The organism is Rhodosalinus sp. (genome assembly GCF_046542825.1).
Taxonomy (GTDB): domain Bacteria; phylum Pseudomonadota; class Alphaproteobacteria; order Rhodobacterales; family Rhodobacteraceae; genus Rhodosalinus.
Genome location: NZ_JBKHAQ010000011.1, coordinates 1 through 13462, shown reverse-complemented (window position 1 = coordinate 13462; position 13462 = coordinate 1). Strand labels below are relative to the sequence as shown.

At 68.8% G+C, this 13462-nt stretch carries 11 protein-coding genes and 1 pseudogene; 7 read left to right on the top strand and 5 right to left on the bottom strand.

Annotated features, from left to right (window positions below; all coding sequences use genetic code 11):
* Positions 1-144: 144 nt before the first annotated feature.
* Positions 145-1521, top strand: coding sequence for a flavin-containing monooxygenase (locus tag ACLFOB_RS02860; protein ID WP_410924766.1), 1377 nt, complete (start codon positions 145-147; stop codon positions 1519-1521).
* Between the two features lie 597 nt (positions 1522-2118).
* On the opposite strand, the gene ACLFOB_RS02855 is transcribed toward ACLFOB_RS02860, so the two are convergent.
* Positions 2119-3018, bottom strand: coding sequence for a LysR family transcriptional regulator (locus ACLFOB_RS02855; RefSeq protein WP_410924764.1), 900 nt, complete (start codon positions 3016-3018; stop codon positions 2119-2121).
* Between the two features lie 117 nt (positions 3019-3135).
* Between ACLFOB_RS02855 and ACLFOB_RS02850 the strand changes: the two genes are divergently transcribed.
* Together ACLFOB_RS02850 and ACLFOB_RS02845 are read left to right on the top strand one after the other, a co-directional pair.
* Positions 3136-4365 (top strand): acyl-CoA dehydrogenase, encoded by a 1230-nt coding sequence (locus tag ACLFOB_RS02850; RefSeq protein WP_410924762.1) that lies wholly within the window; start codon positions 3136-3138, stop codon positions 4363-4365.
* A 317-nt stretch (positions 4366-4682) separates the two neighbouring features.
* Positions 4683-4889 (top strand): cold-shock protein, encoded by a 207-nt coding sequence (locus ACLFOB_RS02845; protein WP_410924760.1) that lies wholly within the window; start codon positions 4683-4685, stop codon positions 4887-4889.
* Between the two features lie 70 nt (positions 4890-4959).
* Here ACLFOB_RS02845 and ACLFOB_RS02840 read toward each other — a convergent pair whose 3' ends face one another.
* Positions 4960-5637 carry an arylesterase gene (locus tag ACLFOB_RS02840; protein ID WP_410924758.1) on the bottom strand — a complete coding sequence of 226 codons (678 nt, stop codon included), beginning with the start codon at positions 5635-5637 and terminating at the stop codon, positions 4960-4962.
* A gap of 15 nt (positions 5638-5652) precedes the next feature.
* Between ACLFOB_RS02840 and ACLFOB_RS02835 the strand changes: the two genes are divergently transcribed.
* The 3 genes from ACLFOB_RS02835 to ACLFOB_RS02825 are packed head-to-tail and all read left to right on the top strand — an operon-like array spanning position 5653 to position 9759.
* The gene (locus ACLFOB_RS02835; protein ID WP_410924756.1) at positions 5653-6345 is read left to right on the top strand and encodes an ABC transporter ATP-binding protein; all 693 of its coding nucleotides are present in this window, start codon (positions 5653-5655) and stop codon (positions 6343-6345) included.
* On the top strand, positions 6342-8870 hold the full coding sequence (locus ACLFOB_RS02830; protein ID WP_410924754.1) for an ABC transporter permease: 2529 nt from the start codon (positions 6342-6344) through the stop codon (positions 8868-8870). Before ACLFOB_RS02835 ends, ACLFOB_RS02830 begins: the two co-directional genes overlap by 4 nt.
* A 55-nt stretch (positions 8871-8925) precedes the next feature.
* Positions 8926-9759 carry an inositol monophosphatase family protein gene (locus ACLFOB_RS02825; protein WP_410924753.1) on the top strand — a complete coding sequence of 278 codons (834 nt, stop codon included), beginning with the start codon at positions 8926-8928 and terminating at the stop codon, positions 9757-9759.
* A gap of 39 nt (positions 9760-9798) precedes the next feature.
* Here the strand turns inward: ACLFOB_RS02825 and ACLFOB_RS02820 are convergent, their stop codons facing one another.
* Entirely contained in the window at positions 9799-9963 is a 165-nt protein-coding gene (locus ACLFOB_RS02820; RefSeq protein ID WP_410924751.1) for a hypothetical protein, read from the bottom strand.
* A gap of 696 nt (positions 9964-10659) precedes the next feature.
* Here ACLFOB_RS02820 and ACLFOB_RS02815 point away from each other — a divergent pair.
* On the top strand, positions 10660-11472 hold the full coding sequence (locus ACLFOB_RS02815) for a putative rhamnosyl transferase (RefSeq protein ID WP_410918078.1): 813 nt from the start codon (positions 10660-10662) through the stop codon (positions 11470-11472).
* Between the two features lie 60 nt (positions 11473-11532).
* On the opposite strand, the gene ACLFOB_RS02810 is transcribed toward ACLFOB_RS02815, so the two are convergent.
* A complete protein-coding gene (locus tag ACLFOB_RS02810; RefSeq protein WP_410924749.1) occupies positions 11533-12765 on the bottom strand; it encodes a PQQ-dependent sugar dehydrogenase in 1233 nt (410 codons plus the stop codon).
* 175 nt (positions 12766-12940) lie between these two features.
* Positions 12941-13462 (bottom strand): annotated as a pseudogene (locus ACLFOB_RS02805) (DNA-directed RNA polymerase subunit beta'); the annotation flags it as partial.

Below are 13462 nucleotides of genomic sequence, written 5' to 3'. Positions count from 1 at the left end.
TGACCGCAAAAAAAGCGAGACGAATTTCATTGCAGGAGAAAATTTATCCCTGTTGTGAAAATATGTTGACAGGACAAGTTGGCCGAACAAGTTTGGTTCATACCAAAAGCACCAATCGCGACAACAAGCCAGGGAGATTCGAACATGGTTGCAAGACGCGTGGCGATCATCGGGGCGGGGCCGTCGGGGCTGGCCCAGCTTCGCGCGTTCCAGTCCGCCAGAGAGCAGGGCGAGGAGATCCCCGAGATCGTCTGCTTCGAGAAGCAGAAGAACTGGGGCGGTCTGTGGAACTACACCTGGCGGACCGGTCTGGACGAGAACGGCGAACCGGTGCACTGCTCCATGTATCGCTATCTGTGGTCGAACGGCCCGAAGGAAGGCCTGGAGTTCGCCGACTATTCCTTCGAAGAGCATTTCGGCAAGCAGATCGCGTCCTACCCCCCGAGGGCAGTGCTCTTCGACTACATCGAGGGACGTGTAAAAAAGGCCGGCGTGCGCGACATGATCCGCTTCAACACCGCCGTGCGCTGGGTGAGTTATGACGACGCGTCCGGCCTGTTCACCGTGACGGTTCATGACCACACGCAGGATACCACCTACTCCGAAGAGTTCGATCACGTCGTTTGCGCATCGGGCCATTTCTCGACGCCGAACGTGCCCTATTACGAAGGCTTCGAATCCTTCAACGGCCGCCTCGTGCACGCGCATGATTTCCGTGACGCACGCGAGTTCGCCGGCAAGGACATCCTCGTCGTCGGCTCGTCCTACTCGGCCGAGGACATCGGCTCCCAGTGCTGGAAGTATGGCGCCAGGTCGATCACCTCCTGCTACCGGTCGGCTCCGATGGGCTTCAAGTGGCCGGACAACTGGGAGGAGAAGCCCGCGATGCTCCGCGTCGACGGGAACACGGTGCATTTCTCGGACGGCTCCTGCCGCGAGGTCGATGCGATCATCCTGTGCACCGGCTACAAGCACTATTTCAGCTTCCTGCCCGACGACCTGCGGCTCAAGACCGCGAACCGGCTGGCGACCGCCGATCTTTACAAGGGCGTGGTCTTTGTCCACAACCCGAAGATGTTCTACCTGGGCATGCAGGACCAGTGGTTCACCTTCAACATGTTCGATGCGCAGGCCTGGTGGGTCCGCGACGCGATCATGGGCAGGATCGACCTGTCGAAGGTCTCCAAGGAAGACATGCTGGCCGATGTCAAGGAGCGCGAAGAGCGGGAAGAGGCCGGCGACGACGCCAAGTACGCGATCCGCTATCAGGGCGACTACATCAAGGAACTGATTGCCGAGACGGACTACCCGAGCTTCGACGTGGATGGCGCCTGCGAGGCCTTCTACCAATGGAAGAAGCACAAGGCCGACGACATCATGGCCTTCCGCAACAACAGCTACAGGTCGGTCATCACCGGCACCATGGCACCGCTGCACCACACGCCGTGGAAGGATGCGCTGGACGACAGTCTCGAGGCCTATCTCCAGGAAAGCGTCGTCCGCGAGCCCGAAAGCGCCTGACGCGGTGCCGCCGTTCCGGCGCGAGTAGGCCCGCGCGACGATCGGCCAGTGGTCCGGCAGTCTTCTTGCCGGGCCAGTGGCCTTCTTGCCGGGCCAGTGGCGTGTGAACCGGTGCAAGATCGCCGAACAGCGAACAGGTCCAAGGCTCACCAAGTCGCAAACCCGCAAACTGTTGCACCGCGGGCGGCCGCTCGCGCCCGAGGCGCGCAGCCGGCTGGGCGGTCCGCAGCAGACGCGGCCGCAAACGCGTCCGTGGCAGCGGTTGCCCAGCCCGCTCCCTGAAGCGTTGTCCTTTCTGAAGCAGGCTTTCGAGCCAGATGGAGGACGAAGGAATACCGCAGAAGAAGCACAAGCCCGATCGGGTCGGCCTTCTGGGACGCCTCGACCCGTGCGGTCGCCGCGTCGATCTTCTCCCGCGTCTCGCATTCTTCGGCGCGGCCTGCGCTCGCGGAATCTATGACAACATGAAGTTCACCGGTCCTCACGACCGGCCCACGACCGCCAAACCAGCAGCTCAGACCTATTCGGTGAATACTGCGGGCTCAATGGTCCCCAAATACCCTGATCCGGCGCGATGCAGTGCGGGCGGAACAGGGATCAGGGGCCGGCCCCGAGGCTCTGCTGCGCCATCCATTGCCGGAAGGCCCGGAGCGGCGGGTAGTCGGCCCTCGCCCGGGGCCAGACGAGCCAGTAGGCGCCCCGGCCGCTCACCGGCTCGCCCCATGCGCGGGTGAGGCGGCCGTCGGCGAATTCCGCATCGGCCAGGAACTCGGGCAGCAGCGCGACACCGACCCCCGCGATGGCCGCCTGCGTCATGGTGGCGAACTGGTCGAAGATCATGCCCTGCGGGCCCGCCCGCTCGATCCCGTGATGGGCGAACCAGCGTTCCCAGGCGCGGGGGCGAGTCTCCAGCTGGAGCAGCGGCAGGTGCAAGAGATCCTGCGGGCGCTCAACGGGATGCGCCTTGAGAAACGCGGGCGCGCAGGCGGCGACCAGCGGCTCGTCGCCGAGCTTGAGGTGGTCGCAGCCCGGACGGTCGGCGGCGCCGAAATGGATCGCCGCGTCGAAGCCTTCGGCTTCGAAATCCACGGCGCGCAGGCGTGTGGCGAGGTTGATCGTCACGCCCGGGTGCCGCGACAGGAAGGCCGGCAGTCGCGGCGCGAGCCAGCGGGTGCCGAGCGCCGGCAGGATGGCGAGCGACAGCGTGCCGCCGCCGGGATTCGCGGTCAGTTCCATCGAGGCGCGGCCGATGAGGTCGAGCGCCTGCGCCACGCTGCGGCCATAGTTGCGCGCGGCCTGCGTGGGGACGAGCGCGCGCCGCTCGCGCAGGAAAAGCTCCGTGCCCAGCTGCGCCTCGAGGCTCTGGATGTGGCGGCTGACCGCGCCCTGGGTCATGCCGAGTTCGTCCGCCGCGGCGGTGGTCGAGCCCGTGCGCAGAACAGCCTCGAAGGCACGCAGCAGGGCGAGCGAGGGAAGGTAACGGCGCGACCAGGGCATGACATATGTCTAAAGCACATGCTTCGATGCCGGAAAGACGTTTTTTCCGGCGCGCGTGAAATAGTATAAGGGCGGCGAAGGTTTCAGTTCCGGACCATCCCGGAGGAAGGAAAGCCCATGACCCTCGACAACCCCGTGCCCTCGCTCAAGGCAAAGGACAGGCCGGATCTCGGCCGCTTCGACTGGGCGGATGCGTTCCGCCTTGACACCCAGCTCGCGGAAGACGAGCGCATGATCCGCGACAGCGCACGCGCCTATGCGCAGGAAAAACTGCAGCCCAGGGTCATCGAGGCCTTCAACGAGGAGCAGACCGACCCGGCGATCTTCCGCGAGATGGGCGAGATGGGCCTTCTGGGCGTGACGATCCCCGAGCAGTACGGCGGGCTGGGTGCGGGCTATGTGAGCTACGGCCTCGTCGCGCGCGAGATCGAGCGCGTCGATTCGGGCTACCGCTCGATGATGTCGGTGCAGTCGAGCCTGGTGATGTATCCGATCTACGCATATGGCTCGGAAGAGCAGAGGCAGAAGTACCTGCCGAAGCTCGCTTCGGGCGAGTGGATCGGCTGCTTCGGCCTGACGGAGCCCGATGCAGGCTCCGACCCCGGCGGGATGAAGACCCGCGCCGAGAAGACCGCGGGCGGTTACCGCCTGACGGGCTCCAAGATGTGGATCTCGAACTCGCCCATCGCCGACGTCTTCGTGGTCTGGGCGAAGTCCGACGCGCACGGCGGCAAGATCCGCGGCTTCGTGCTGGAAAAGGGGATGACGGGCCTCTCCGCGCCCAAGGTGGGCAACAAGCTGTCCCTGCGCGCCTCGATCACCGGCGAGATCGTGATGGACGGCGTCGAGGTAGGCGAGGAGGCGCTGCTGCCCCATGTCGAGGGGCTGAAGGGGCCCTTCGGCTGCCTCAACCGGGCGCGCTATGGCATTTCCTGGGGCGTACTGGGTTCGGCGGAGTTCTGCCTGCATGCCGCGCGGCAGTACGGCCTCGACCGCAAGCAGTTCGGCAAGCCGATCGCGCAGACGCAGCTTTTCCAGAAAAAGCTGGCAGACATGATGACGGAGATCGCGCTGGGGCTGCAGGGCTCGCTGCAGGTGGGCCGCTTGCTCGATCGGGCGGAAGCCGCGCCCGAGATGATCTCTCTCGTCAAGCGCAACAACTGCGGCAAGGCGCTGGAGATCGCGCGCCACGCACGCGACATGCACGGCGGCAACGGCATCTCGGCCGAGTTCCAGGTGATCCGCCACATGCTGAATCTGGAGACCGTCAACACCTACGAGGGCACGCATGACGTGCATGCGCTGATCCTGGGGCGCGCGATCACCGGGCTGCAGGCCTTCATGTGAAGCATCGCCGGAGGGGGGCTGTCTGCCCCCCTCTGCCGCGTGCCGCGGCATTCACCCCCCGAGGGTATTTCCGGCAAGAGGAAGGCACCGGGCGCGCGCAGGAACGGTCCGGTCTGCGGGGCGAAGACCGGCACGAAACCGCCAAGCGCAGGGCCGAGGATATTGACAGAACGTCGCGGATGCGCCATTTGACGCAGCGCGACGTTACGGCTATCGACTACTGCTGCTCCTATCGGCTCAGTTTCTCGATCCTGCACTGACCGAGCCACGCTGCCGCAATTCCGCGGGCAGCACACGACACGACTGGGAGACAGACGATGGCCAATGGCACCGTCAAATGGTTCAACACCACCAAAGGCTACGGCTTCATCGCGCCCGAGAGCGGCGGCAAGGATGTGTTCGTGCACATCTCGGCCGTCGAGCGTTCGGGGCTGACCGGCCTTGCCGACAACCAGAAGGTTACCTTCGACCTGGAGACCGGCCGCGACGGCCGGCAGTCGGCGGTGAACATCGCGCTCGCCTGAGCCGGGTTCACATACTGTCTGGCGGGCCGCTCCCTGGGGGCGGCCCGTTTTCGTTTCACCCCGTTTCCTGCTAGCTGTCCCCCGCGCGGGCGGCCTGCGCGAGGTCCAGGACGCGCGGGCCCAGCGCCTCGACGATGCGTGCAACGCCCTTTGCGTTCGGGTGGATGCCGTCCGCCTGCAAAAAGCGGCGCGCGGTGGCCGGTTCTCCATCCTCTGCCAGCGGCGCGAGGAAGTTTTCCGCGTAGAGCGTGTCGAACTCCGCGGCGAGGTCGGGATACATCGCGTCGAAGGCGTCCTTGTAGTCGGGGCCGTAGTTGCCGGTGGCCTCTAGCCCCACCAGCAGCACGGGCAGGTCGCGGCCTTCCGCCGCCTCGAGGATGCCGCGCAGGTTCGTGCGGCTGACGGCGGGGTCGATGCCGCGCAACAGGTCGTTGCCGCCCAGCGCCACGATCATGCCGTCCACCTCGTCGGTCAGCGACCACTCGACGCGGGCAAGGCCGCCTGCGGTGGTGTCGCCCGAGACGCCGGCGTTGACGAGGCTCACCTCGGCGTCCTGCGCATCGAGCCAGTCCTGCATCTGCGCGACGAAGCCTTCGTCCTCCGGCAGGCCGTAGCCCTGCGTCAGGCTGTCGCCCAGCGCGACCAGCGTGACCTCCTGCGCGGTGGCCGGCGTGGCGAGCAGGAAGAGCGCGGCGGCAAGCGCCTTGGCTTCGCGCAGCCGCGGCCCATATGAGAGGTTCGTCAGCATCACCCGGACCCTTTCATGACCGATCCCGTTCTGACTCTCGAAGATGTCACCCTGACGCTTGCTGGCAATGCCGGGCCGGTGGAAATCCTGCATGGCATCTCGCTGGACATCGCGCGCGGCGAGACGGTGGGGCTTGTGGGGCCCTCGGGCTCGGGCAAATCCTCGCTGCTGATGCTGATGGGCGGGCTGGAGCGCGCCACCAGCGGATCGGTCGAAGCCCTTGGCCGCGACCTGACCACGATGGGCGAGGACGCGCTGGCGCGCTTCCGTCGCGATCACATGGGCGTGGTCTTTCAGTCCTTCCACCTGATCCCCACGATGACGGCGCTGGAGAACGTGGCGACGCCGCTGGAGCTGGCCGGCCACCGCGATGCCTTCGACCGGGCGCAGGCCGAGCTCGAGGCGATGGGGCTGGGCCACCGGGCGGACCATTACCCCTCGCAGATGTCGGGGGGCGAGCAGCAGCGCGTGGCGCTGGCGCGGGCCGCCGCGCCGCGGCCCGCGATCCTGCTGGCAGACGAGCCCACCGGCAACCTGGACAGCGCGACGGGCGAGGCGATCGTCGATCTGCTCTTCGGCCTGCGTGACCGGCACGGCGCGACGCTGGTGCTGGTGACCCACGCGCGCGAACTGGCCGCGCGCTGCGACCGGGTCGTGCCGCTGGCCGACGGACGGATCGCGGAGGACGCGCGCGAGGCCGCGGAATGAGCTGGCCCGCCGCGGCCCGCATCGCGCGGCGCGAGTTGCGCGGGGGCCTGCGGGGCTTTCGCATCTTCCTGGCCTGCCTTGCGCTGGGCGTCGCGGCCATCGCGGGCGTGGGCAGCATCCGCGCGGCGATCGAGGGCGGGCTGGCCGCCGAGGGCGCCGTCCTGCTGGGCGGGGACGCGGAGGCTGAATTCACCTATCGATTCGCCACGGAACAGGAGCGCGCGTTCTTCGAGGACGCGGCGAACGCGGTCTCGGAGGTGGTCGATTTCCGCTCGATGGCCGTGGTCGAGCGGGGGGAAGAGACCGAGCGCGCGCTGACGCAGGTCAAGGCGGTGGATGACGCCTATCCGCTGGTGGGCGAGGTGGTGCTGGAGCCCGAGATGGGGCTGGAGACCGCCTTCGCCGGTGAGGGCGACCTGCCCGGCGGGGTGATGGAGCGGGTGCTGGCCGACCGGCTGGGCCTCTCCCCGGGCGACCGCTTCCGCCTTGGCACGCAGGACTTCGTGTTGACCGCACTCCTCGCGCGCGAGCCCGACGCGGCGGGCGACGGGTTCGGTCTGGGCCCCCGGACGCTGGTGCCCACCGCGGCCCTGGCCGATTCGGGGCTGATCGCGCCGGGCACGCTCTTTTCCACGAAATACCGGCTCGACCTGCCGGCGGACACGGATCTCGACGCGCTGCGCGCCGAGGCGCTCGACCGCTTCGAGGAATCGGGGCTGCGCTGGCGCGATGCGCGCAACGGCGCGCCGGGGATCGCGGAGTTCGTGGACAGGCTGGGCGCCTTTCTGGTGCTGGTGGGGCTGTCGGGCCTTGCCGTTGGGGGCATCGGCGTGTCGGCCGCCGTGCGCGCCTACCTGGCCGAAAAGACCGGCGTGATCGCCACGCTGCGCACGCTGGGCGCGGACCGGGCGACGGTATTTCGCACCTACTTCATCCAGATCGGGGCGCTGGCGGCACTGGGCATCTTCATCGGGCTGCTGCTGGGGGCGCTGGTGCCGCTGGCCTTCGCGCCGCTGATCGAGGCGCGGCTGCCGGTGCCTGCACGCTTCGGCCTTTACCCCGGACCGCTTGTCGAGGCCGCGCTTTACGGCGTGCTCACCGCGCTGATCTTCACGCTCTGGCCGCTTGCGCGAACGGAAGAGGTGCGCGCGGCAACCCTTTTCCGCGACGCGCTGGAGGGCGCGCGCGCCCTGCCCGCGGCGCGTTTCGTCGTGGCGACGGTCGCGCTGATCGCGGCGCTCCTGGGCCTCGCGGTCTGGTTCTCGGGCAATGCGGAACTGACGCTCTGGACGGCGGGCGGGATCGCGGCGGCGCTGGTGCTGCTCGCGCTCGCGGCGGAGGGGCTGCGCTGGCTCGCACGACGCGGCGTCCGGGCGGCGCGGGGCCGGGCGGCGCTGCGTTGGGCGCTCGACGCGATCGGCGCGCGGCGGGGCGCCGTGGCGCCGGTGATGCTGTCGCTGGGCCTGGGCCTGTCGGTGCTGGCGGCGATCGGGCAGATCGACGGCAACCTGCGCGCCGCCATCGACCGCGATCTGCCGGACGTGGCGCCCAGCTACTTCTTCGTGGACATCCAGAAGGACCAGATGCCGGGCTTCCGCGAGCGGCTGATGGAGGATCCGGCGGTGTCGCAAGTGGACAGCGCGCCGATGCTGCGCGGCGTCATCACCCGGATCAACGGGCAGCCGGCATCGGAGGTCGCGGGCGGCCACTGGGTGATCCAGGGCGACCGCGGCGTGACCTATTCCGCCGCCCCGCCCGAGGACACGGTCATCACCGAGGGCGACTGGTGGCCCGAGGACTACGACGGACCGCCGCTGGTGAGCTTCGCCGCCGAGGAGGCCGCCGAGATCGGGCTGCAACTGGGCGACACGCTGACCGTCAACATCCTTGGCCGCGAGATCACGGCGGAGGTCGCCAATTTCCGCGTCGTGGACTTCTCGACCGCCGGCATCGGCTTCATCATGGCGATGAATCCCTCTGCGCTGGAGGCCGCGCCGCACAGCTTCATCGCCACCGTCTATGCCGACGATTCGTCAGAGGCGGCGATCCTGCGCGACCTTGCCTCGGCCTATCCGAACATCACGGCGATCCGGGTGCGCGACGCGATCGACCGGGTCTCCGACCTGCTGGCAGGCATCGCCTCTGCCACCGCCTGGGGCGCTTCCGCGACCCTTCTGGTGGGCTTTCTGGTGCTGATCGGCGCCGCCGCGGCCGGCGAGGGCGCGCGCACCTACGAGGCCGCGGTGCTCAAGACGCTGGGCGCGGCGCGGGCGCGGATCCTCATGAGTTTCGCGTTGCGCGCGGCGCTGATCGGCGCGGGTGCGGCGGCGGTGGCCCTGGCCGCCGGCATCGGCGGCGGCTGGGCGGTCACGCATTTCGTGATGGAGACGGATTTTGCCGTGATCTGGTCCTCCGCGCTTGTCATCGTCGCCGGCGGTGTCCTGGCCACGCTGGGGGCCACGCTCGCCTTCGCCTGGCGGCCGCTGGCGGCGCGACCTGCACAGGTGCTGCGCGCCCGCGAATAGACTTGCCGCTCTGCTGCGTGGCTGGCACATGCGGCCCGCAGCCAGGGAGCCGCCGATGCCCTTCACCCCCGCCCGCGAGGCGCAGATCGTCAACCTGATCCGCCGCGCCGCGCGGACCGAGATCCTGCCGCGTTTCCGCGCCCTGTCAGAGGCGGAGGTCACCGCGAAATCCGGCCCCGACGACCTTGTCACCCAGGCCGACACCGCCGCCGAGGCGATGATCGCGCGCGGGCTGGGGGCGCTCTTTCCCGAGGCGCTGATCGTGGGCGAGGAGGCGGCAGAGGCCGACCGGTCCCTGCCCGACCGCATCGCGGAGGCAGAACTGTCCTTCATCGTCGATCCGGTGGACGGAACCTGGAACTTCGCCCGCGGCCTGCCGCTCTTCGGCGTGATCCTCGCCGCCTGCCGGTTTGGCGAGCCGGTCTGGGCGATGATCCACGATCCCGTCTGCGACGACTGGATCAGCGCGGCAGAGGACCGGCCCACGCGGCTGGAACGGCCTGGCCGACCCCACCGCCCGCTGCGCATGGGGCCCGCGCGCGAGATCGCGGAGATGTCCGGCTTCGTGCCCCTGTCGCTCGTGCCGGAGGACCGGCGCCCGGCCGTCGCGGCCCTGTTCCCCGAGTTCCGCCGCGCCACCTCGCTGCGCTGCTCGGCGCATGAATACAGGCTGCTCGCGCAGGGGCACGCCGACTTCTGCCTCGGCGTCGATCCGAAGCCCTGGGACCATGCGGCTGGCGTCCTGCTCTGCCGGCAGGCGGGCGGCTACGCCGCCTTCCTCGACGGCGCGCCCTATACCGCCGCGCGGCGCGAGGGCTACCTGCTGACCGCCGCCTCGCCCGACTGCTGGGCGCGGCTGGCGGAACGATTCGGTCCCGTCGCCGTCTGAGCTGGCCGGCCACACGCTGCAAGGGCGCTGTCGCGTCTGTCACTCCCGCCTATGGGTGGTCGCCGTCAACGCCGCACGGTCGTAAAGCCCCGAAAGCAGGTCCAGAACCTGCGCCGCCTCGCCAAAGCCCTTCCCGTGGTCTTCCAGCCGCGCCGCCAGCCTGACCAGCAACTCGCGCTGCGCGCGGGCGTAGCGATCCGTCACTCGCGCCCCGTCTCGGTCACCGCGGCTGCGCAGTGACCGTGAAGGACCGGAGCGGCACGGACATGCTCGACGCGCTGCGCTGGTGCTCGGCGGTCAAGCGGTTCCTGCCTGTGCCGCCAAGGGTCTCGACTTGCCCGATGGAGAGCTTGGAGACCCGCGCCCACGACGGGATGCAGGGGCTGGGGGCCAAGGGCGTTTGGGCAGTGGCCGCCGTCACCCTCGGCCGCCACGCCGAGGAGGATCCGGAGGCAGCGCAGCCGAAGGGGCGTCTGCCGGCTTCGCACCTGATCCTGCGCCGCCGAGCATCAAGCATTGACCCCGCGTGCGACGACCATCGAGGGGACCTTCGATCCGCAGAATGCGCGCGCCGCGGCGGGAACTGTCGTCGGACAGTCGTGGATCGAATTGGCCTTCCTCTCCCGAACGACACGGTATGCCGAAAGTGGGGCAGCGCACGGCGCAGATGCTTCGCCGCTGCAAGCCCGCGCCCTGTCGCGCCGGAACACGGATCAGCTCATAGCCGACGCTTATGCCCCGGTGCCGGGTCCGCGAACCGATACCGGGGCGGGTTCGCGACAGCGCGCAACGCAATCCTGGCATGGCCGGGGCACTGCACGATCCTCCCCGCGCTTGCCTCGCCGCGTGCGACGCGGCAAGGTCCCGCCGGTCTGGCAGCAAGGGAAACCCTGGCGGATGGTGCAGGTCATCGGCTTCTGCCGCTTCTCCTATCCGGCCGAGGGCGGTTTTCAGGTCGAGCACGGCTCGGTTGCCGAACGCATCGCCTATCTCTATGCGCCCGCGCGCATCGAGGAGCGATTCCGCCATTTCGAGACGATCTGCCTGCCGGGGCTGAAGGCGCAGACCGACCCCGACTTCACCTTCCTCATCCTCGTGGGCGAGGCGATGCCCCGATACCTGCGCGCACGGCTGAAATCCCTTGTCGCGGATTTCCCCCAGGCCCGCATCGTTGCGCGTCCGCCGGGGCCCCACCGGCAGGTCTGCCAGGAGGTGATCAACGATGCGCGGGACGGACGCCCCTGTCTGATGTTCCGCCATGACGACGACGACGCGGTCGCGGTGACCTTCGTCGAGACGCTCCGCGCGGCCGCCGCCGACTGCGCCGCGCTGACCAGAGCGCATCGCATGGTGGGCTTCGACTGGAACCGCGGCTGGCTGGCGCGGCCGACGGCGCAGGGGGTGCGCGCCGAACCCACGGTGACCCCCTACTGGGGCGTGGCGCAGGCCGCGGCGGTTCAGCCGGGCGTGAAGCTGACGTTGATGAACTTCGCCCACAACCGGATCAACCAGTTCATGCCGACGGTCACCTTCACGCATGAGGCGATGTATGTCCGTGGGCACAACGATCACAACGACTCGCGACAGAAGAAGCATGTGAAGCCGGTCGACCTGCCGCTGCTCGATGCCGCGGGCGAGGCGGAGCTTCGCGCGCGCTTTGCGATCGACGCGGATCGGGTGCGCGCGGTCTTCGGAGCAAGCGAAGGGCCTTGAAAGGCCCTTCAGCCGCGCAGGCGCGGCTTGAAGCGGTTTGCAAACCGCTTCGCCGCCGCGTCAGCCGTCGCGCTCCGTCACGCGCACGATGCGCCCGTCCGCATAGTCCGTGGCGAAGACGAAGCTGCCGTCGGCAAGCATCTCGATGTCACGCACCCGGCCGAAGTCGGTCAGGATCCGCTCCTCTTCCGTCACCATCGGGCCGTTCAGCGCAAGCCGCACGATCCCGCTGGCCACCAGCCCGGCAATCAGCAGATCGCCGTTCCAGTTCTCGAACTGCGCTCCCGCGTGCACCGTCATGTCGCCCGGCGCGATCACCGGATCCCAGAAATAGATCGGCTCCTCGAACCCCGGCTGTCGCGGCTCGCCCGAGCCGACGGCGCCGCCGGAATACTGCACGCCGTAGCTCACCTCCGGCCAGCCGTAGTTTCGTGCCGGCAGCACGAGATTCAACTCGTCGCCTCCCGCGGGGCCGTGTTCAACCACCCAGAGCTGCTCGCCGATCATCGCGGCGCCCTGCACGTTGCGATGGCCGTAGGACCAGATCGCGTCGCGCGCGTCGTCCTGGCCGGCGAAGGGATTCGTGTCAGGGATGTCGCCATCGAGTTCGATGCGGATCACCTTGCCGTGTCCGGTATCCAGATCCTGCGCAAGCTCGCGCTCGTCCTGGGTGAAATGCTCGCCGGTCGTGACGAAGGCATGCCCCGCCCCGTCAAAGACGATCCGGCTGCCATAGTGCATCCGCACGGACGAGGCGGGTTCCTGCACCCAGATGTCCTCGACATCCTCGAGCCGCGTCATGTCTTCGGACAGCCGCCCGCGCGCGGCGGCCGTGGCCGACTGGCCGTCGCCCACCGGTTTCGCGTAGGTCAGGTAGACCATCCGCGACGTGGCGAAATCCGGGCCCGGCTTGACGTCCATCAGGCCGGCCTGCGGCGTGCCGCCCGATCGCTGCGGGCGGTTCTCGACCTCCGGCACGCCGGCGACCGGATCGGACAGCGTGCCGTCCGAAGCGAGGTGACGCAGCCGCCCGGGCCGTTCGGTGACCAGGAAACCGTCGTCCTCCGGCAGGGCGGCGATCGCCCAGGGATGTTCGAGATCGTCTGCCAGAACCTCCGTTTCGGGCGTGACCTCCGAGACGACCAGCGGCGCGCGAAACTGCGCGTCGTAGAGCGGCGCGTGGTCCGAATTGCGCGCGCCCCACTCGTGTCGCTCCTGTGCGATGAGCGGTGTGGCCCCGGCGCTGGCGGCGACACAGGCGGCAAGGATCGGGAAATCGCGGTTGCGGAACATCATTGGCCCTCCTTCCGGATCGGAACGCCATGGCCCCCGTGCCGTTCCATCACGAGCGCGGGAGACCCCGTCACGCGCGTGGCAGACGGGCCGAGACGAAAAAGCGGCGGCGATCACCCGGATCACCGCCGCCTGCCTTGCGCTCAGAACGTCCGCGAACGTCGGTCGCCGGCGCTCACTCCTCGCGGCTTTCCGGCGTTTCGACGAAGAAATCCGCGTCGGCCGCCCCGTCGCCGGGCGCCGCCAGGGCCGCGGCGGCCTCGGCCTGTTCCCGCCGCGCCTCGATGACGACGTTGTCGCGCTCCTGCGCGATGCGGCGCACCCGCTGCGTTGCCCCGCCCGTGCCGGCAGGGATAAGCCGCCCGACGATCACGTTCTCCTTCAGGCCCACGAGCTTGTCGCGCTTGCCCTGCACCGCCGCCTCGGTCAGCACCCGCGTCGTTTCCTGGAACGACGCCGCGGAGATGAAGCTGCGGGTCTGCAGCGAGGCCTTGGTGATGCCCAGCAGGATCGGCTCGGCCTGCGCGGGGCGGCCGCCCTTTGCCTCTGCCTTGGCGTTCGCCGCCTCCAGTTCGGCCTTGTCGACATGCTCGCCCTTGAGCAGCGTGGTCTCGCCGGAGTCGAGGATCTCCCACTTCTGCAGCATCTGGCGGACGATCACCTCGATGTGCTTGTCGTTGATCTTCACGCCCTGCAG